Raw genomic sequence first — 19,820 nt, forward strand, 5'->3', positions numbered from 1 at the left:
GGCACATCATTCCCATTTCCCGCCAATCGCTTGCATCAGCGCTATAGTGGCTGTCTGCTGGTCGATCACCGCTTGTATCTGGGTCTGGCGCGCATTGAAGGCGGTAGTCTGGGCGACGATGACCTGCGAGTAATCGATGATACCGGCAAGGTACTGGTTGTTCGCGATGGTCTCCGCGCGGTTTGCGGAATCGGCGGCGGTAATGCGACTTTTCGTCACTTCCGCCAGGACCCGGGTGGCTATCAGGTTGTCTTCCACCTGCTGGAATACCGTGAGCGTTGTCTGGCGGTAGGTTGCGACGGCCTGATCGTACTCGGCATGCGCCTGCATGACCTGACCGTGGCGCGCGCCAAAATCGAGCAAGGTCATCAGGCCGGTAAGCCCCAACGACCACAGGCTCGTCGCGGCAGAGAACAGCTGCTTGACGGAGCCGCCATCCGTATTCGCATTCGCGGATAGCGAGATCTGGGGGAAGTAGGCGGCACGCTGGATACCGATGTTGGCATTCGCTGCCGCCACCCGCCTCTCGGCGGCGGCAATGTCCGGCCTGCGTTCGAGCAACGTGGCCGGTAGGATTCCCGGCGTCGTCGGCACCGTCGGCTTCACGTCGGTCTGGGCAAGCGAGAACGTCGAGGGGTTTTCGCCGATCAGCACCGCAATCGCATGTTCCAGCAGGCCCCGCTGGCGATCGAGATCCCGCCGGGTGGCCGTGGCGTTGGCGAGCGAGGTCTGCGCCTGATAGACATCCGAATGAGCGACGGTACCCGCGCTGTACTTGTTGGTCGTGATCGTCAGCGCGCGGGCGTAATCCTTGATCGTGGCGTCCAGCAGCACGCGCTGCTCGTCGATGCCGCGTAGCTGGACATAGTCGGTCGCAAGTTCGCCCTGTGCGGACAGGGTGGCGTTGGCGAGGTCTCCGGCGGCGGCCTGCGCATTCGCGCCCGCCTGCGTGACGGCATTACCCAGCCGCCCCCACAAGTCCGGCTCCCAGCTCGCGCCGATACCAAGGGCGAAGCGAGAGCCGGTGGTCGTCGTTGGATCTGTGCCGGAACTCGCACTAAAGGGCTCGGTTCGCGCGGCGCTGACGGATCCGGTGACTGTGGGGAACAGGTTAGAGCGCTGCACGGCGACGATCGCGCGCGCGGCCTCATAGGCGGCGCGGGAGGCCGCGACGTTCTGGTTGGTCACCGCGACCTTGCGCTCCAGCCCGTCGAGCACCGGATCGCCGAACAGCGACCACCACGCGCCGCGCGCGACATCGTCGCTCGGGCGGGCAGGGGCCCAATCCGGCGCCTCCTTGAAAGAGGGCGGGATGGCGACGGTCGTGGGCGGGTGATAGGCGGGGGCGAGATTGCAGCCGGCCAGCAGCAGAACGGCCAGAGAGGCGCAGGTGGTGAACGGCTTGCGGTTCATGCCGGGCCTCCCGGGATGGGCGCCGGATTTCCGTATAGCGTCGGCAAGCCCTCGCGAGGAGGGGCGCGGCGACGGAAGCGATCGAGCGCGAGGTAGACTACAGGCGTGGTCAACAACGTCAGCACCTGACTGGCGATCAGTCCGCCGACGATGGCGATGCCCAGCGGGCGGCGCAGTTCGGCACCATCCCCGAAGCCGATGGCGAGCGGTAGGGCGCCCAGCGCGGCGGCCAGTGTCGTCATCAGGATCGGGCGGAAGCGCAGCAGGCACGCTTCGCGAACGGCCTCGACCGGCGAGAGGCCGCGTCCGCGCTCCGCCTCCAGTGCGAAGTCGATAATCATGATCGCGTTCTTCTTCACGATGCCGATCAGGAGGATGATTCCGATCAGGGCGATGATGTCGAATTCCCCGCCGGAGACGATCAGCGCGATCATCGCGCCCACCCCGGCCGAGGGCAGGGTGGAAAGGGCCGTTAGCGGATGGATCGCGCTCTCGTAGAGGATGCCGAGCACGATGTAGATCGCCGCCAGCGCGGCGACGATCAGCAGCGGCATGCTGGCAGTCGATTGCGCGAAGACTTTGGCAGTGCCGCCGAATTCGCCGTGGACAGTGGCGGGAAGGCCGAGCCCGGCCTGTGCCTGCGTGATCGTACGCGCCGCCACGCCGAGCGACGAACCGGAGGGCAGGTTGAACGATATCGTGGCGGAAGGTTCGCCGTCCGAATGGCTGACGGCGGCGTTGGTGGAGCCGGTCGACCACTGGGCGAAGGCCGAGAGCGGTGTCATCGTCCGCGCCGCCGTGCTGACGGCATTGCCAGCGGCGACGGCCGTGCCGCCGTTGCTGGCGCCGTTGGTTCCGGTCGCCGCGGCCGCGCCGTCAATCGGCAGATAGATGTTCGCCAGCGCGGCAGGCGAACCGTTGAACTGCGGCGCCGCTTCCATCACCACATGATACTGGTTGAGGCCGGAGTAGATGTTTGCCACCTGTCGCTGGCCAAAGGCGTCGTAAAGCGTTGAATCCACGGTCCCCATCGGTACGCCCAGCCGCGCCGCCGCATCCCGGTCGACGTCGACGAAGGCATTGGCCCCGGCGTCCTGCTGATCGATATCGACATCCGTGAGAACGCCGCTCTGCTGCTTCAGGGCATCGACCAGCTTCTGTCCGGCCGCCTTGAGCACGGCGGGATCGTCGGCCTTCAGCACGTACTGATATGTGCTGTTGCTTTGCCTTCCGCCGACTTGGAGGTCCTGCACGGGATTGAGGAACAGGCTGACGCCGCTCACTCTCGCCAGCTTCGGGCGCAGCCGGGCAATCACTTGCGTTGCCGGGGGACGCTCTGACCGGGGCTTGAGCGTGGTGAACAGGAAACCGCCGCCCGCGCGCGACCCGCCGGTGAAGGCGATCACGGTGGCGACGGCGGGATCGCTCTTCACGATCCGGGCGATGCGGGTCAGCTTGTCCTTCATTTCGGAGAAGGAAATGCTCTGGTCCGCGCGCAAGCCGCCCAGCAGCCCGCCGGTATCCTGCTGCGGAAAGAACCCCTTGGGCGCGATGGCGATCAGGTAGATGTTGAGCACCACTGTGCCTGTCAGGAGCAGCAGCATCGGCCCGCGATTGGCCAATGCCCAGTCGAGCGCGCGGGTGTAGCGGGCAAGGGCCCAGTCGAACACGCGCCGGGCGCCGCGCATGACCGGGCCCTCCTGCGTTTCGGTCTTCAGCAGGCGCGAGGCGAGCATGGGCGTGGTCGTCAGCGAAACGACAAGGCTGATCAGCACCGCAACCGACATGGTCAACGCGAATTCGCGGAACAAGCGTCCGACCAGCCCGCCCATGAAGATCAGCGGCACGAATACGGCGACAAGGCTGATCGAGATCGACAGGACGGTGAAGGCCACTTCGCGCGCGCCCAGCAGCGCGGCGTCCAGCGGCTTCATCCCGGCCTCCACATGGCGGCTGACGTTCTCGACGACGACGATGGCATCGTCCACGACGAACCCGGTCGCGACGGTCAGCGCCATCAGCGAGAGGTTGTCCAGCGAGAAGCCGGCCAGATACATCACGCCGAACGTGCCCAGCAGCGAGGCGACGACCGCCGCTGCCGGGATCAGCGTGGCGCGCCAGCTCCGCAAGAACAGGCTGACCACCAGCACGACCAGCAGCGTGGCGATCAGCAGCGTCACTTCCACCTCTCGCAGCGAGGCGCGGATGGTCAGCGTCCGGTCGGAGGCGACGGCGAGGTGAATATCGGCGGGAAGAGCCGCGCGCAGGCCCGGAAGCTGCGCCTTCAGGGCGTCCACCACTTGCACGATGTTGGCACCGGGCTGGCGGCTGATCAGGATCGGCACGGCCTTCTGCCCATTGAAGAGGCCCATCGTGCGCACGTCCTCTGGTCCGTCGGTGACATTGGCAATGTCGGACAGGCGGACCGCGGCGCCACTGCGCCAGGCGATCACGGTGTCTTTGTAATCGGCGGCGTGGAGCCCGGCCTGATTGGAGTAGATCTGCCAGCTATAGCCCTGACCGTCGAACACCCCGCGCGGGCGGTTGGCGCTTTCCGATTGCAGCGCGGTGCGCACATCTTCCAGCGCGATGCCGAAGTGCGACAGGGCGAGCGGATTGACCTCCACCCGCACCGACGGCAGCGCCGCGCCGCCGAGTTCCACGTCTCCCACGCCCTGAACCTGCAACAGCCTCTGCTGCACCACGTTCGAGACCGCATCGTAGATTTCCGAGGGGCTTCGTGTGGAGGAAGTCAATGCAAGGATGAGGACCGGCGCTTCGGCGGGATTGGCCTTGCGGTAGCTGGGGTTGGACTTGAGCGTTGCCGGAAGATCTGCCCGGGCGGCATTGATGGCGGCCTGCACGTCGCGTGCGGCGCCGTCGATATCGCGCGAAAGGTCGAATTGCAGCGTGATCTGTGAGGATCCGACGCCGGAGCGCGAGGTCATTTCCGAAACCCCGGCAATGGTGCCGAGGTGACGCTCCAACGGCGCGGCAACGCTGGAGGCCATTGTCGAGGGACTGGCCCCGGGCAGGCTGGCCTGCACCAGGATCGTGGGGAAATCGACCTGTGGCAGCGGCGCCACCGGCAGCATGAAGAAGGCCCCGGCGCCCGCCAGCATGAGCCCGATCGTCAGCAGGATCGTGCCGACCGGGCGGCGGATGAAGGGCGCCGAGATGTTCACGCCGCCGCCTCGGCTGGCCGTGGCCGCAGCCATCCGCGCTCTCGCCGCTCTTCCAGCACCAGGAAGATGACAGGCGTGGTGAACAGGGTCAGCACCTGGCTGAACACCAGTCCCCCGGCAATGGCGATGCCGAGCGGCTGGCGCAGTTCATGCCCCATGCCGCCGCCGAAGATGAGCGGCAGCGCAGCAAACAGCGCCGCGAAAGTCGTCATCATGATCGGCCGAAAGCGCAGCAGCGCTGCCTCGCGGATCGCGTCGCGGGGATTGGCCTGCCGCGCGCGCATCGCCTCCAGCGCGAAGTCGATCATCATGATGGCGTTCTTTTTCACGATGCCGATCAGCAGAACGATGCCGATGATCCCGATCACGCCCAGTCCCGCCCCTGTCAGCCAGAGGCAGAGCAGGGCGCCGATCCCTGCCGAGGGCAGCGTGGACAGGATCGTCACGGGATGGACGAAGCTTTCGTAGAGCACCCCCAGCACGATGTAGACGACCACGATCGCCGCGAAGATCAGCCAGAGTTCATTGCCGAGCGAGGACTGGAAGGCACTGGCCGCGCCCATGAAGCTGGTCGTCAGCGCCTCCGGCATGCCCATGCTCCGTTCGACCCGGTTGATCGCGCTCACCGCGCTGCCGAGCGAGGCGCCGGGCGCCAGATCGAAGCCGATCGTCGCCACGGGAAATTGCCCTTCGCGTGTGATGACGAGCGGGGCATCGGCGGTACGGATCGTCGCCACCGTCGAAAGCGGCACGCTCTGCGTACCGCTGACGGGAATGCGCAAGTCGCCCAGAGCCTGCGGATCGGCAACGCTGCCCGGCAGGGCTTCCAGGATCACCCGGTTCTGGCTCGACTGGGTGTAGATGGTGGAGACGATGCGCTGGCCGAACGCATCGTAGAGCGCGTTGTCGATGGTCAGCGCGCTGAGGCCGAGCCGTCCGGCCGTGTCGCGGTTGATGTCGACCATCACCGCGCGGCCATGGGCGAGTACGTCGGACGTGACATTGCGCAAATGCCGGTTGTCTTGCAGCGCCGCAGCCAGTTTCGCGCCCCACTCGGCGACCATGCCCTCGTCCGCCCCCTGAACCGAGAAGCTATAGGCATTGAGGCCTGCGGACGTGTCTATCGTCAGGTCCTGAACCGGGCGGAAATAGACCTGCACGCCGGGTATGTCCGCCACGGCGCGCTCGAGTCCGGGCAGAAGCCGGGACAAGCTGGAGCGCTCGCCCGGAGACTTGAGATTGACCAGCATCCGCCCTTGGGAAAGCGTGGCATTCTGCCCGTCGACGCCGATGGCCGAACTCAGGCTGGCCACCGCGGGATCGGCAAGGATGCGTGCCGCGACTTGCTGCTGCAGTGCCGCCATCCGCACATAGCCGACATCCTGCGGCGCGCGCGTGGTGACGGCGATCTGGCCGGTGTCCTGTTCCGGGAACAGGTTCTTGGGAATGACCCAGAACAGCAGGCCGGTAATCACCAGCGTCGCAGCAAAGACCAACAGGGTGAGCGTCTGGCGGGCCATGACACGGTCGAGCAGCACTGCATAGCGCGCCGAGATCCGGGCGAATCCGTCCTGTGTCATGCGCGAGAGGCCGTGCTGCCGCTCCTCGTGCGCCGGCCTCAGCCAGCGGGCGGAAAGCATCGGTACGAGCGTCAGCGCGACCACGGCGGAAAGCAGGATGGTCACGGCCAGGGTGACGGCGAATTCGCGGAACAGGCGCCCCACCACGTCGCCCATGAACAGCAGCGGGATCAGCACCGCGATCAGGCTGACAGTGAGGGAGATGATCGTGAAGCCGATCTCGCTGGCGCCGCGCAGCGCCGCCTCGAAGGGATTGAGTCCGTCTTCCACGTGGCGGGCGATGTTTTCCAGCACGACGATGGCGTCGTCCACCACGAAACCCGACGCGATCGTCAGTGCCATCAGCGTCAGGTTGTTGATCGAGAAGCCAAGGAAATACATCGCCGCAAAGGCGCCGACGAGCGAGAGCGGTACGGCGATGCTGGCGATGATTGTCGCGCGCAGCGAGCCGAGGAACAGGAAGATCACCAGCGTGACCAGCAGCACCGAGATCACCAGTTCGAAGCGCACGTCGGCGACCGAGGCCCGGATCCCGGTGGTCCGGTCCGTCAGCACCGTGACATGGACGTCCGCCGGCAACTGCGCCTCAAGGTCGGGCAGCGATGCCAGCACGGCATCGACCGTGCCGATGACATTGGCGCCCGGCTGACGGCGCACGTCAATCACCACGGCCGGACTGCCGTTCATCCAGGCGCCAAGCCGCACGTTCTCGGTGCCCTGCACGACGCTGGCGACATCGCCGAGCCGGACCGCCGCGCCATTGGCGAAGGCGATCACGAGGTTGCGATAGCTGGCGGCATCGGCAAGCTGGTCGTTGGCATCGATGGTCCAGCTGCGCGTCGGGCCGTCGAAGCTGCCCTTGGCGGCATTGGCGTTGGCATTGGCGATGGCGGTGCGGATCGTCTCCAGCGACAGCCCCCGCGCGGCAAGGGCGGGGACATTGGCCTGGATACGAACCGCCGGGCGCTGGCCGCCGGACATCGAGACGAGCCCGACGCCCGGCACTTGTGCGATCTTGTTGGAGAACTGGCGCTCGACAATGCCCTGCACCTCGCCCAGCGGCCGGGTGGGGGAGGTTACTCCGAGCGTCAGGACCGGCGCGTCGGCGGGATTGACCTTGGCGTAGATCGGCGGTGCCGGCAGGTCGGTGGGCAGAAGCGTGGTGGCCGCGTTGATCGCCGCCTGCACTTCCTGTTCGGCCACGTCCAGCGAGAGGTCGAGCCGGAACTGCATGGTGATGACGGAAGCCCCCGATGACGACGCGGAAGTCATCCGCGTCAGCCCGGGCATCTGACCGAACTGCCGTTCGAGCGGCGAGGTGACGGTCAGCGCCATCACGTCTGGGCTGGCGCCGGGATAAAGCGTCGTGACTTGAATCGTCGGGTAATCGACTTCGGGCAGGGCCGAAAGCGGCAGGCTGCGGTAGGCGACCAGACCGGCCAGCAGCAGGGCGACCATGAGCAGCGTCGTCGCCACCGGACGCAGGATGAACAGGCGCGACGGACCGCCCGATGTGGGCGGGATCGGGGCCGAGGTCTCCGGAGCCTTCATCCGCCCGCCGCGTCGCTGGACCGGGAAGTGCCGGAGGCATGATGGCCGTGCCCGTGGCCGCCTTTATGCCCGCCGTTTTTGCCGGGCGTGCCATGTTCACCGGGAAGCCGCACGCTCGCACCGTCTTCGAGGCCGTCCGCGCCTTCGGTAACGACCGTCGATCCGGCAGCAAGGCCGGACAGGATCGCGATGCGGTCGGCAGTTGACGGGCCGATCTTCACGGGGACCAGCTTCACCGTGTGGTCCGGCTGAAGGACGAAGACGAAGTCGCCCGGCGCGCCGTGGCGCACGGCTCCCACGGGCACGGTCACGACGCCGTGCAGCGTCTGGACCAGCATTGAGACATTGACGAACTGGCTGGGGAACAGGGCGTTGCCACTGTTGTCGAACCGGGCCTTGGCCTTCACCGTGCCTGTCGTCGTGTCCACCTGATTGTCGAACGTCAGGAAATGGCCTGCCGTGATCTGGGCCAGACTGTTCTGGTCACGCGCCTGCACGGGCAAGCCCGCGCCGCTGCCGGCCTCATGCCCGATCGCGGAGAGCTGGGCCTGTGGCACCGAGAACGTCACGTCGATCGGATCGAGCTCGGTCACCACCACAATGCCGTTGGTGTCGGACGGCGTCAGGTAGTTACCGATATCGACCTGACGGATCCCGGCCCGCCCCGTCACGGGCGCCTTGACCGAGGTATATTCGAGATTGAGCTGCGCGGTGCCGATACCGGCCCGGTCGGCCGCCACCGTGGCTACGAGCTGGTGTACGGTGGCGCGCTGGGTATCCACCTGCTGGCTTGCGATCGAATCCTGCCGCAGCAGGGTCTGATAACGGCCTAGGTCCACTTGTGCGGCGGCAAGCTGTGCCTGATCGCGGGCAAGGTTCGCTTTCGCCTGCGCGAGCGCAAGCGCGTAGGGGCGGGGGTCGATCTGCGCGAGGACCTGCCCCTGCCGCACCATCTGGCCATCCTGAAAGAACAGCTTGAACAGGGTCCCCGCCAGTTGCGTGCGGACAGTGGCCGTCACGACCGGCTGGACCGTGCCCAGCGCGGAGATGTTGACGGGAACGTCGGCGCGTACCGCTTTGCCGACATTGACCGCTGCTGCAGGGCGCCCGTTCGATTCCCGCGCTTTCGTGGCAAAATGCCGCACGCCCAGCGCGACCAATACCAGTGCCGCCAGAATCAGGAGGGCGATGAGCAAAGGCTTCCTGCGCTTGACGGGCGGTGTTTCGCCTTCGTAGCGCCCCGCCGGATCTTCGCCGGTTTGACCTTCAATTGCCATTCCCGCTGCTCTCCTCGCCTGCCGGTCGTGATGCCCGCAGTCATTGTCGGAAGCACGATCCGCCGATGCTTGGGCTCACGAACTTACATCAACATTACGACTGTCTGCCGGAGCCATTCGCAAACGGATGCGGGCGCCGCCGTTGGGCGCACGCTCCACTTCCAGCGTTCCACCGCAGACGGTCATAATGCGCTCGACGATGCTGAGGCCGAGACCCGCGCTGTCGGTGCGGGCAGTGCCGCCCCTGCGGAAACGGCGGCGCCCTGTCTCGTTGTCGTCGAAATCGATCCCGGGCCCGTCGTCCTCCACCACCAGACACCCGTTTGCCTCCACGACGACCCAGATTATGCAGCCTTCCGGGGTGTGCCGTACGGCATTGTCGATCAGGTTGGTGAGCGCGATTTCCAGCAATTCGCTTACCGCCTGCACCGGAGGAGGCAGCTCGTCCGGTAGTTCCAACGAAATGCTGTGGCGCGCGTTGTAGACGATGGAGACCATGGACTCGACAACCCGGCGCGCCACCTCGATCGAATCCACCGGCCGGCATTCGGGATGCAGACGGTCGATCGCGGCAAGTTCCATCAACTGGCGGACGACGTGGTTGGCCTTCTCGATATCCGCCTGCAACTGATCGCGCTGAGGAGAGCCGGGAAGCTGTTCCGTGTGCAGCGACAGCAGCGCAAGCGGCGTGCGCAGCTCATGCGCAACATTGCCCACGAATTCGCCCTGCTCGTGGTAACCCGCTTCAAGCCGAGCGATCGCACGGTTCGTGGCGTGGACGAGGGGGGTGGCCTCGCTCGGCAGCCGTGCTTCATCGATCCGCGCATCAAGGCGGGTCAGGCCGATAAGGTCCGCCTGCGAAGCGGCACGCCGGAAATTGCCTGTCACGCGCCGCATCACGACCAGCGAGACGAACAGCGAAGCCAGCAGGGCAAGCGGCAGCACCCACAGGAAATGGCCGAGGAACTCATCGACAACATCGTCCACGATCTCGTCGGGAACCGTGCGATCCTGCGCGACCACGATCCGGCCGACCGGCACGCCGCCGCGCACGAGAGGGCGGGTGAGAACGTCGTAGCGACCATGCCTTTCCAAGCCTTTTTCTCCGGGCCGGGGCATGTGGAGAATGCCTTCGGGCAAGGCCCTGGGGCTGCGCAGGAGGATCTTTCCCTCGGGATCGAGCAATGCGAAACTGCGGCCGCCCCGCCATGCCGAACTGTCGGAAATTCTGGTCGGATCGCCCGGCGCCTCAACCTGCCGAGCCACCTGGTCTGCGGTCCGGGCAAGCCGCGCGGCGATGAAACTATCTGCGGTGGCGGCAAGCGTGTGCGAAAGGATCACGGGCAGTATGATCGCCAGGACCAGAATATTGGCGATCTGCGCCAGCAAGAGCCTGCCGAACAGCGATCGCGGAAGCCATTGGCCCCTCATGCCGCGGACAGCATGTAACCGATTCCGCGCACCGTCTGCACTTTGACAGCGGCCAATTCTTCGAGCTTTCGCCGCAAGCGGTGGACATAGACTTCCACGGCGTTGGAACCGAGCGTGTCCCCGGCTCCGAACAGCTGATCTTCAAGCACCTGCTTGGGCACGACATGCCCACTTCGGCGCATAAGCAGCTCTAAAACCTCGATTTCACGGGTCGACAGTTCGAAAGGCTTGCCGTCGACTGTGACCTCCCGTGAACGCTGGTCGAGGGTCAGGTTCGCCGTCCGCAGCAGCGTATCGACATAGCCGCTCTGCCTGCGCAGGATCGCGTTCAGGCGCGCATGGAGTTCGGCAAAGAGGAACGGCTTCACGACATAGTCGTCGGCGCCGTTATCCAACCCCTTGATCCGCATCTCACTTTCGCCGCGCGCCGTTACCACTATGACGGGCACGGTAATGCGTGCGTTCCGCAGGCGCTTGAGCAAAGAGAGCCCGTCCTCGTCCGGAAGGCCAAGATCGAGGATGAGCGCGGAATAGTCCGTGGTTTCGACAAGTAACTCCGCATCGCCGGCCGTCGCGGCCCAGTCGCAGCGAATGTCGTGCGCTGCAAAGGCCTGTGCGATCGCGTTCGCAAGATCGGGGTTGTCTTCGACTACCAGCAATCGCATCCGACGCTTCCTTGTGGGTGGAGCACGCCTTGAACAGCCCGCGTCATGAAACCGACTCCATGGACGGCCCCGACTCACGAAAAATCAGCATATATCTGCGTGACGTCGCACACTTTGCCCATCCGCAAAGTGTGGCGTCTTCGTGATAGCGTCGAGATAGATTTCGCTTAACATCGCCGCCGGCTCCGCAACCGGATGAACACCCCGGAAAGGCCGCCTTCTTTATTTGCCCGAGTGCCTTATCGGCAAACCCGCAATTCGCCGAACTATTATCCGCATCAATTGCATGGGCCATCCGGCCTGTTCGTTCAAACAGATCTCTGGACAGCGCTCTCTTTCGCTGCTTAAGCGCCACCTAAATTGGGGCAAATCGTGCGATTGATTTGAGGAAATATGACGGGCGCGCTTGGTTTCGATGTGAAAAGGACATGCCGCCGTTGGCGGAGTAGCGATGCCCCCCGGAGATCCAGTGTCTTCTACTGAATTTGCACCATGTTCGCTTCCGCATCACCTTCACAACGGCTGACAGACGTGAAGCCGCGCTTGCATGTGCCTGCCATCGGCGGGCGGCATCAGTTTGCCCATTTCCTGCCTGTAGCGTTTGAACTGCAGCGCCGGGGGACTTTCGACGTCACCATTTTCGTTCCGGATGCGGACGAAGTTGCCGACGTAGAAGACATGGCAACTGCCCTGGGATACCCTTTGCCAACCATCGTGACGATGGATCTTCCGACGCCACTCGGTCGGGGCGCGCCGCGAAAGCTTGACAAGCTTGCACGGCTTCTGGTCTGGGCACGTCGAATTCGGGCGGGAAATGCCATTCTGTGCGCGGAGCGTACCTCCACGCTTCTCAAGCGCCTGCCCGGACGATGCCCGAAGATCGTTCATATCCCGCACGGCGCGGGCGATCGCGCAGTGGGCTTTGAAAAGCGCTTTCGCTATTTCGATTATGTCGTGGTCGCAGGCCAGAAAGACCGCCAAAGGCTGCTGGCCGAAGGGCTGGTCAACGAAGACAGATGCGCGGCGTCCGGACCGGTAAAAATTTCAGCAAGTCTCCGCAGACATGCACAGGCACCTCGCCTGTTCGACAACGATCGGCCGGTCATTCTGTACAATCCGCATTTCAGCGAAAAGCTTTCATCGGCGGACAGTTTCACTTGTCGCCTGATCGAGGCCGTTGCAGGCGATGATCGATACAATCTGGTCGTCGCGCCTCATGTTCGGCTGGCCCAGAATTGGGACGATACTCGCCGAAAAACGTTGGAGGCGATGGCTGTAACTGGCCGTGTTATTATCGATCTGGGATCATGCCGTTCGATAGACATGACTTATACTTTGGGGGCCGATCTCTACGTTGGAGATGTCAGCAGCCAAGTCTACGAATTTCTCGTCCAACCGCGGCCCTGCCTGTTCGTCAATTCGCATTACGCGAAATGGAATGGCAACGCGGACTATGCCATGTGGCAATTTGGCGACGTCATTCAGCCGGATTGCGATGTTCTCGACGCGATTGGGCAGGCGTTCCAGCATCATCCTCGATTCAAGGGCGCGCAGATGGCACGCGCACAGGCTGCTCTGGACGGGCTCGATTGGAATGAGGACGGTGAAGCGCAATTTTCCGCCGCCGATCCGATTGCGAGGGCGGCAGTCCTCATCGAGAAAAGCATGAAAGTCGATCATGCGCTGCCCGCATCGGGCAGAGCCGCGATCCGGCTTCAGAGCGGCGACTTATCGTTCAGGTAGATTTGTCCTCCCTACCCGGACGCCGCTCGATACCCGCCGGTCCGTGAGTGTCAGAGCAGCGCCCGGACTGCATCGAGGGCTTGGATCAGGCGCGTTTCTCGCGGCAAACCGGCCAAAGCGCTGGTGATCGACGGAACTTCCAGACCTGTCGGGCAGCCGGGCGGTAGCGCATGAAGGAAATCGGCCAGCGGCAGCACGCCCAAACCTGGCAGCAGCCGTTCCTGCCGCGCATCCTGAAAATATTCGTCGTAAAAGCTGACCTGCTTCGCGTCGCATAGCTGCGCATAGCCGATCTTGTTCTCGGACACATTGCGCAGTTCTTCGATTGTCCCGCCAGAGCAGAAGAAGTGCATCGCATCGACCAGCACGCTGGCGTTCGATGCCGTGGACGCTTCCACGAATGCCAGTGCAGCGGCAAGATCGGGAACAGGTGTTGCCGGCATGAACTCAACCGTAACCGGCATATCCCGTTCGGCAGCCAAAGCCGCAAAGGTCGAAAATTGTTCCAGATTGCGCACGGGGTCCGGGTCCATCGCGCAGATGTTGAGGCGCTCGGCACCCAGTTCGGCCATGAGATCAAAATCGGCTTCAGCATCGGCGATGTTTCGGCCAGGCATGATGATGAAGCCTTCCCCGAGGCTGATCTTTACCCCGTGATCTGCCAGCGCCTGTTTCAGCCGCGCTATACGCGGTCGGTCGCCGCGAAGCGTCCATTGCGGGTCGGTTCCAAGCGGTCCGGTAATGGGTGAGGGGGCCAGTCCAATCCGGGAGCACCCCACTTTTGCAGCAAGCTCCACGAACTCGGACGGCTCCTGACCAAGCACGCTTATGAATTCCATGCCGAATTTCTGGTCGGTCGAATCTTGCATGCTCGGGTCCTCTCCAGGCTTGAGATGCCGAGATTATGTTCACGGCCACCTCTAAAATTGATATCAATCTCAACACCTTGAACCAAGAACGCCGGTATTGATCCCTCCGGCGCCTCTGTTCTCAGATGGCTGATGGATTACCTTCGGCGTCGTAGAGACGATGCGTCTGATTGCCCACCGCCACGGCGCTCGCGCAGAGCGTTGCCGCCGATATCGCCACAGCGCGTTGCCGGGCGTCGCGATCCGTCAAGTCTGCGCGGCGAATCCCCGCGATTGTCTCACGGACGGCTGGCAGCCTGCGGTGATCCGCCGGCGGCAGACCAAGACGACAATTGGGAGAGTTGGCGTGACGGATAGTGACACCCAGGTGAAGATGGACATCAGCGACGTCGAATGGCGGCTTGGCCACAAGGTCGGCGGCGGCGAGCTTTGGGAGCCGTGCAACAAGACCGATATCCGCCGCTGGGTCATGGCGATGGACTATGTGAACCCGCTCCACTGGGATCAGCGCTTCGCACAGGAGACGAAGTTCGGGGACATCATCGCCCCGCAATCGATCTGTGTCGCGCTGGACTACGGTCACGGCAACAATCAGGCCTGCGTCGGCCGGATCGACGGCCAGCACATGATCTTCGGCGGCGAGGAATGGTGGTGGTACGGCACCCACGTTCGCCCCGGCGACCACCTGAGCCACGAGCGCATTTTTACCGGCTACAAGCTGACCGACACCAAGTTTGCCGGCCCCACGCTGTTCCAGCGCGGCGATACGATCCACCGCAACCAGCGCGGCGATCTGGTGGCGAAATCCTGCCCCACGGTGATCCGCTATCTGGCGAAGGAAGCGGAAAAGCGCGGCATGTATGCCTCCACCGCCGGCACGCCGCACAAGTGGACCGCTACTGAACTCGACGAGATAGACAAGATCCGCCGCGACTGGTTCCTGTCCAACCGCGAAGGCAAGTCGCCGCATTTCGAGGAAGTCTCGGTGGGCCAGAAGTTGCCCCGCCGCGTGATCGGGCCGCACTCGATCGCCAGCTTCACCACCGAATACCGCGCTTTTATCTTCAACATCTGGGGCAGCTTCTACTGGCAGGGCGTCGAGGGCGTTCCCGATTGCTGGGTCAATCAGGACATGGGCTGGATCGACGGCTTTTCGTTCGACGAGGTGGGCGCGATGACCGATCCGCGTCTGCGTGACGGCCTCTACCTCGGCCCCTCGCGCGGACATATCGACGATGGTCGTGCCAGCGAGATCGGCATGCACCGGGCCTATGGCTACGGCGCGACGATGGCAGCCTGGAATACCGACTACCTCGCATTCTGGGCCGGGCATGACGGCATGGTCCGCCATGCCAAGAGCGAATTCAGAGGCCCTGCTTTCGAAGGTGATGTCACCTACATCGAAGGCGAAGTCATCGAGAAAATCGAGAACTCCGAATGGGGCTTCCCGGTCGTACGGATCGAGGTGAAGATGACCAATCAGGACGGCAAGATCGTCGTCACCTCGGTCAACGAAGTTCAGCTTCCGTACTGAGGGGCGGCCATTGTCTTCGCACGATTTCGTCGTCGATCGCTCCGTCTCCATCGCACGCGGGCTTCCGCTCAGCGAGGAGACGGGGCTGGGAGAACTGACGCTTGGCGGCTTTCTGCGGGAAGTTACGACCCGCTATGGCGGCCGTGAGGCGCTGGTCCACCGGCTTGACGACGGGTCGCGCGAGCGATGGAGCTATTGCGACTTGTGGGACCGTTCGCGGGAAGTCGCCAAGGCGCTGATAGCGACCGGGCTGGGCAAGGGGGAGCGTGTCGGCGTCCTCATGACCAATCGGGCCGAGTTCCTTTCAGCCATGTTCGGGGCAGCACTGGCAGGCGGGGTCGCTACGCCGATCAGCACGTTCTCGACCCCGGCCGAGCTTGAATATCTGATCGAGCATTCGGCAGTGTCATATCTTCTTTTTGAGGAGAGCGTGCTCAAGAAGGATTTCCTTGAGATCCTTTGCGGGCTTGATCCGCAAATCGGGACAAGCGCGCCTGGCCTTTATGCGTCGAACCGCTTTCCGTTTCTGCGGGAACTCGCCGTGGTGGGCGGGAAAGGGAGGGGGGCTGCCCGCTCCTGGCATGGCTTTCTGGATCTGGGGCGCGCGGTGCCGGACGACCGGCTGGACGCGAGAGCGAAAAGTGTGGTTCCGGCCGATCCGGGCGCGCTGTTCTTTTCCTCGGGCTCGACCGCGCGGCCAAAAGGCATCCTTTCCGCCCATCAAGGCGTATCGCTGCAAATGTGGCGGATGGGGCGCCAGCAGGGGCTGAGCGACGCCGTGCGCAGTTGGACGGCCAACGGTTTCTTCTGGTCTGGCAATTTTGCGATGATTATCGGCGGCACCCTGTCGATGGGCGGATCGCTGATCCTTCAGCGCACCTTCCATCCGGCAGAGGCGCTGGATCTCCTTCAGGCGGAGCGCGTGACATTTCCCTTCGCGTGGCCGCATCAATGGGAGCAGCTTACGGCGGCTCCAAACTGGCAAGCGGTGAACCTCTCCTCGCTGGCATTCGTGGATACGGCATGTCCGATTGCCGCTCATCCAACAGTCACAACTGCGTGGATCGAGCCAAGGCACTGCTACGGCAATACCGAGACTTTCACGCTGAGCGCGGCGTTTCCGGCAATGACCACCGCCGATGATGCCGCCGAGAGCCACGGGGTGCCGCTGCCCGGAAATCTGATCAAGATCGTCGATCCCCTCACAGGGCACCCGGTCCCACTGGGCGAGAATGGAGAGATCGCGGTCAAGGGGCCGACGCTGATGCTGGGATATCTCGGCACGCCATTGTTCGAGACTTTGGACGAGGAAGGCTACTTCCGCACGGGAGATGGCGGACGGCTCGACGAGCGGGGCCGCCTTCATTGGCAAGGCAGACTGAACGACATCATCAAGACCGGCGGTGCCAACGTTTCCCCGCTCGAAATCGACGAGGCCATTCGCGCGCTGCCTGGCGTCAAGATGAGCCAGACGGTCGGCGTGCCGCATGAAACGCTGGGTGAAATCGTCGTCTCCTGCGTGGTGTTCCATGTCGCCGGCGAAATGAGCGAGGATGCGGTTCGCGAAAGGCTGCGTGCGGTGCTGGCAAGCTACAAGGTACCTCGCCGGGTCATTGGTCTCGACGAGCAGCAATTGGGTTTGACGGGATCGGCCAAGATCAAGACATCCGAACTCCGATCGCTTGCGGCAAAATGGCTGGCGAATGAAACGGCCTGACCATTCCCCATGCCGGTTGCGTGATGGCGGCGGAGACATGGTGAATCCGGGCGCCATCGCTACAGCGAAGTTCGGCCGCTGATGGCGACGTGTCGCGATCCGTCAAGTTTGAAGCCGCCGCGCCGTTCCATTTGATGAGAACGCCGAAGGCGCTTTGACCGGCACACGAAGAGATGGTGAGCGACAACCGCGACGCATCCAGGGAGGATTTCATCATCGACCTGAACCCGCGAGATATGCCGATCGGCGTCACCTCGCCGGGGCCTGACCTGCTCGGCAAAGTCTGCCTGGAAATCTGAAAGGATTGAGGTGTGTCCACGATTCAAACGGCAAACGGGACGATTTCCGAGAAGGACCTCGGCCGGGTCCTGATCCATGAGCATGTCTTCCTCATGGATATGGAATACACCTTCAATTATCGGCCCGATTTCCTGTCCCCCAAGACGATCGATGACGCGGTCTCGCGGCTCGACGACCTGAAGGCGGCCGGCTTCGATACGATCATCGATCTGACCGTGCTGGGACTTGGGCGGCACATGCCCAGCATCGCCAAAGTTGCGGCCCGAACCGGTATAAACATCATCGTTTCGACAGGCGCTTACACGTTCGATGCGGTTCCGGCCCCGTTTCAGTACTGGGGCCCCGGACTGCTCCACGATACCGGCGTGGAACCGATGGTCGGGCACTTCGTAGCCGACATCGTCGAGGGCATAGCGGACACCGGCATCAAGGCAGGAATGTTGAAATGTGCGATCGATGCACCCGGCCTGACGGGCGGTGTCGAGCGCATCATGCGGGCCGTCGGACGAACCCATGTGCTGACCGGTGCCCCCGTTACGGTTCACACTTCGGCGAAGCACGAAACCGGCCTCATCGCACAGAAAGTGCTATCCGAAGAAGGCGTCGACCTTGAGAATGTGGTAATCGGCCACTGCGGCGACACCACGGATATCGATTACCTGATGAGGATCGCCGACCGCGGCTCGATGCTGGGAATGGACCGGTTCGGCGTGGAGTTCGAAATTTCCATGGAACAGCGCGTGGCCACGATCGCCGAAATGGTCAGTCGCGGTTATGCCTCGCAGATGGTTCTGAGCCACGACTGCTGCTGCTGGTCGGACTTCTTTCCCGAAGTCGACGATTATAACCAGGCCATGCCCCAGCATCACTACCTGCATATTCACGACGACGTGCTGCCGGCACTCCGTAACGCTGGCGTCTCTCAGCTCGACATAGAGCGCATGTTGATCGCCAACCCTCGGCGCGTGCTCGTGAAGGAACGCGTGCCACACTGACCGATGGCTCGCAGGCCCAAGCTGTCGCAATCCGTCAAGAGTTCAGGGTCTGCCGCGCGGTAATCAAGAAACAATCAGGCGCCGCAAGCCTGTCAAGGAGAGGAACAATGAGCCCCGATTTCACTCTGCTCGCCGATCGCGAGGCAATTCGCGATTGCATTGCCCGCCTGGCACGCGGCGAGGATCGTCGCAGCGCCGAGCTGATCCGCTCCTGCTGGTGGCCCGAAGCGCACTTCGATTACGGCGTCTATTCCGGTGACTTCGAAGCCTATCTCGCCTGGGTCGTCCCGGGCGCGGATGCCATCAAGGACACGCAGCACCTGATCGGACAGTCGTACATCGAACTCGACGGAGACCGGGCGTCGGTGGAAAGCCACGTGTTTTCCTACCACCGCGTCGACGTGGGCGAAGGTGCCAAGGGAGGAGAGCGCGATACCTGCATCGGCGGTCGCTATCTCGATCGCTTCGAGAAACGCGGCAGCGAGTGGCGCATCATCGATCGCATCATGCTCTACGACTGGGAGCAGGACTGGGGCGCCGCAGCCGACTGGTCGAAGGGCGTGATGGGCTATCCTTTCACGGCCGAGCACTTCCCCGGCCGGGCCAAGGGCGATTTCAGCGAACGCTGGTTCACCGGGGCGGACGCATGAGCGCGCCGCTCACCGGAAAAGTCGCGCTCGTAACCGGGGCCAGTCGCGGCATTGGCAAGGGTATTGCACTCGTTCTCGCCGAACAGGGGGCAACCGTCTACGTCACCGGGCGCACCGTGCGGGAGGGCGACTACTACCTGCCCGGCACCGTCGGCGGCACGGCTGCCGAGTGCGATACGCGCGGAAAGGCAAGCGGGGGACGCGGTATCGCCGTGGCCTGCGACCACGGCGACGATGCGGCTGTGGCAGCCCTGTTCGAACGGATCGGGGGAGAGCAGGGCCGTCTCGACATTCTCGTCAACAATGCCTTCTCGCTCTCCGACGACCTGCTGGAGCCGAAGGGGTTCTGGGAGAAGCCGCTCTCCAACCTGGAGATGTGGGACGTGGGCGTGAAATCCAACTACGTCGCGGCATGGCATGGCGCCCGGCTTATGGTTCCGCAGAAGTCTGGGCTGATCGTCGCCATTTCCGGTTTTGCGGCCGTCACCTACACCTATGGCGTGATATTCGGGACGTCGAAGTCCGCCGTGGACCGCATGGCGCGCGATATGGCGATCGAACTGGAGCCGCACGGCGTTGCCTCGCTCACGCTCTGGCAGGGGCTGACGCTTACCGAGAAGGCGAAGGACAATCTGGCGAAGATGGGCGACCAGATGACCACCTCGATCACGCAGATGCATGGCAGCAGCGTGGAGCATCCGGGACGGGTCATCGCCGCGCTGGCCGCCGATCCGGAGATCATGAAGCGTTCGGGCGGCGAGTTCGTCACTGCCGAATTGGCGCAGGAATATGGCCTCACCGATGTCGACGGGCAGGTGATCCAGTCCGCCCGCGCCACGCGCGGATCGCCGGTGTGGAAGCCGATCGCGGCGACTACCGATGCCCGATGAGCATTTTGTAGAAGGCAGGA

The 19,820-nt window shown here is 63.7% G+C and carries 14 protein-coding genes; 7 read left to right on the forward strand and 7 right to left on the reverse strand.

Annotated elements, in window-relative coordinates; all coding sequences use genetic code 11:
• Nucleotides 1-6 precede the first annotated feature (6 nt).
• The 6 genes from AC1VVK_RS01770 to AC1VVK_RS01795 all read right to left on the reverse strand — a co-directional run bounded on the left by AC1VVK_RS01770 (nt 7) and on the right by AC1VVK_RS01795 (nt 11,102).
• Entirely contained in the window at nt 7-1,413 is a 1,407-nt protein-coding gene (locus AC1VVK_RS01770; RefSeq protein ID WP_482904126.1) for an efflux transporter outer membrane subunit, read from the reverse strand.
• On the reverse strand, nt 1,410-4,598 hold the full coding sequence (locus AC1VVK_RS01775; protein ID WP_482905097.1) for an efflux RND transporter permease subunit: 3,189 nt from the start codon (nt 4,596-4,598) through the stop codon (nt 1,410-1,412). Before AC1VVK_RS01775 ends, AC1VVK_RS01770 begins: the two co-directional genes overlap by 4 nt.
• Nucleotides 4,595-7,729: an efflux RND transporter permease subunit gene (locus tag AC1VVK_RS01780; RefSeq protein ID WP_482904127.1), complete on the reverse strand. Its 3,135-nt coding sequence runs from the start codon at nt 7,727-7,729 to the stop codon at nt 4,595-4,597. The genes AC1VVK_RS01775 and AC1VVK_RS01780 overlap by 4 nt, the downstream gene beginning before the upstream one ends.
• Entirely contained in the window at nt 7,726-9,006 is a 1,281-nt protein-coding gene (locus tag AC1VVK_RS01785) for an efflux RND transporter periplasmic adaptor subunit (protein ID WP_482904128.1), read from the reverse strand. The genes AC1VVK_RS01780 and AC1VVK_RS01785 overlap by 4 nt, the downstream gene beginning before the upstream one ends.
• Before the next feature lie 75 nt (nt 9,007-9,081).
• Nucleotides 9,082-10,437: a sensor histidine kinase gene (locus AC1VVK_RS01790; protein ID WP_482904129.1), complete on the reverse strand. Its 1,356-nt coding sequence runs from the start codon at nt 10,435-10,437 to the stop codon at nt 9,082-9,084.
• Entirely contained in the window at nt 10,434-11,102 is a 669-nt protein-coding gene (locus tag AC1VVK_RS01795; RefSeq protein ID WP_482904130.1) for a response regulator, read from the reverse strand. Before AC1VVK_RS01795 ends, AC1VVK_RS01790 begins: the two co-directional genes overlap by 4 nt.
• A 492-nt stretch (nt 11,103-11,594) precedes the next feature.
• Here AC1VVK_RS01795 and AC1VVK_RS01800 point away from each other — a divergent pair, with 492 nt between their 5' ends.
• The gene (locus AC1VVK_RS01800) at nt 11,595-12,845 is read left to right on the forward strand and encodes a glycosyl transferase (RefSeq protein ID WP_482904131.1); all 1,251 of its coding nucleotides are present in this window, start codon (nt 11,595-11,597) and stop codon (nt 12,843-12,845) included.
• A gap of 50 nt (nt 12,846-12,895) precedes the next feature.
• On the opposite strand, the gene AC1VVK_RS01805 is transcribed toward AC1VVK_RS01800, so the two are convergent.
• Complete coding sequence (locus AC1VVK_RS01805; RefSeq protein ID WP_482904132.1) at nt 12,896-13,714, reverse strand: sugar phosphate isomerase/epimerase family protein; 819 nt, start codon at nt 13,712-13,714, stop codon at nt 12,896-12,898.
• Between the two features lie 346 nt (nt 13,715-14,060).
• On the opposite strand from AC1VVK_RS01805, the gene AC1VVK_RS01810 reads away from it, so the two are divergent.
• From AC1VVK_RS01810 to AC1VVK_RS01835, 6 genes are all read left to right on the forward strand, one after another.
• The gene (locus tag AC1VVK_RS01810; RefSeq protein ID WP_482904133.1) at nt 14,061-15,248 is read left to right on the forward strand and encodes an FAS1-like dehydratase domain-containing protein; all 1,188 of its coding nucleotides are present in this window, start codon (nt 14,061-14,063) and stop codon (nt 15,246-15,248) included.
• Nucleotides 15,249-15,258: 10 nt separating this feature from the next.
• Entirely contained in the window at nt 15,259-16,965 is a 1,707-nt protein-coding gene (locus tag AC1VVK_RS01815) for a class I adenylate-forming enzyme family protein (protein WP_482904134.1), read from the forward strand.
• Nucleotides 16,966-17,138: 173 nt separating this feature from the next.
• Complete coding sequence (locus AC1VVK_RS01820; RefSeq protein WP_482904135.1) at nt 17,139-17,264, forward strand: hypothetical protein; 126 nt, start codon at nt 17,139-17,141, stop codon at nt 17,262-17,264.
• Nucleotides 17,265-17,276: 12 nt separating this feature from the next.
• A complete protein-coding gene (locus AC1VVK_RS01825; RefSeq protein ID WP_482904136.1) occupies nt 17,277-18,260 on the forward strand; it encodes a phosphotriesterase family protein in 984 nt (327 codons plus the stop codon).
• A gap of 107 nt (nt 18,261-18,367) precedes the next feature.
• Complete coding sequence (locus AC1VVK_RS01830; protein ID WP_482904137.1) at nt 18,368-18,910, forward strand: nuclear transport factor 2 family protein; 543 nt, start codon at nt 18,368-18,370, stop codon at nt 18,908-18,910.
• Nucleotides 18,907-19,800, forward strand: coding sequence for an SDR family NAD(P)-dependent oxidoreductase (locus tag AC1VVK_RS01835; protein WP_482904138.1), 894 nt, complete (start codon nt 18,907-18,909; stop codon nt 19,798-19,800). The genes AC1VVK_RS01830 and AC1VVK_RS01835 overlap by 4 nt, the downstream gene beginning before the upstream one ends.
• Nucleotides 19,801-19,820: the final 20 nt, after the last annotated feature.

The sequence above is a fragment of the Novosphingobium sp. BL-S-32 genome (assembly GCF_056857055.1).

Coding starts and splice junctions, on each gene's coding strand:
- AC1VVK_RS01770 (WP_482904126.1), bottom strand. CDS start 1,413: ATGAACCGCAAGCCGTTCACCACCTGCGCCTCTCTGGCCGTTCTGCTG.
- AC1VVK_RS01780 (WP_482904127.1), bottom strand. CDS start 7,729: ATGAAGGCTCCGGAGACCTCGGCCCCGATCCCGCCCACATCGGGCGGT.
- AC1VVK_RS01785 (WP_482904128.1), bottom strand. CDS start 9,006: ATGGCAATTGAAGGTCAAACCGGCGAAGATCCGGCGGGGCGCTACGAA.
- AC1VVK_RS01790 (WP_482904129.1), bottom strand. CDS start 10,437: ATGAGGGGCCAATGGCTTCCGCGATCGCTGTTCGGCAGGCTCTTGCTG.
- AC1VVK_RS01795 (WP_482904130.1), bottom strand. CDS start 11,102: ATGCGATTGCTGGTAGTCGAAGACAACCCCGATCTTGCGAACGCGATC.
- AC1VVK_RS01800 (WP_482904131.1), top strand. CDS start 11,595: ATGTTCGCTTCCGCATCACCTTCACAACGGCTGACAGACGTGAAGCCG.
- AC1VVK_RS01805 (WP_482904132.1), bottom strand. CDS start 13,714: ATGCAAGATTCGACCGACCAGAAATTCGGCATGGAATTCATAAGCGTG.
- AC1VVK_RS01820 (WP_482904135.1), top strand. CDS start 17,139: ATGGTGAGCGACAACCGCGACGCATCCAGGGAGGATTTCATCATCGAC.
- AC1VVK_RS01830 (WP_482904137.1), top strand. CDS start 18,368: ATGAGCCCCGATTTCACTCTGCTCGCCGATCGCGAGGCAATTCGCGAT.
- AC1VVK_RS01835 (WP_482904138.1), top strand. CDS start 18,907: ATGAGCGCGCCGCTCACCGGAAAAGTCGCGCTCGTAACCGGGGCCAGT.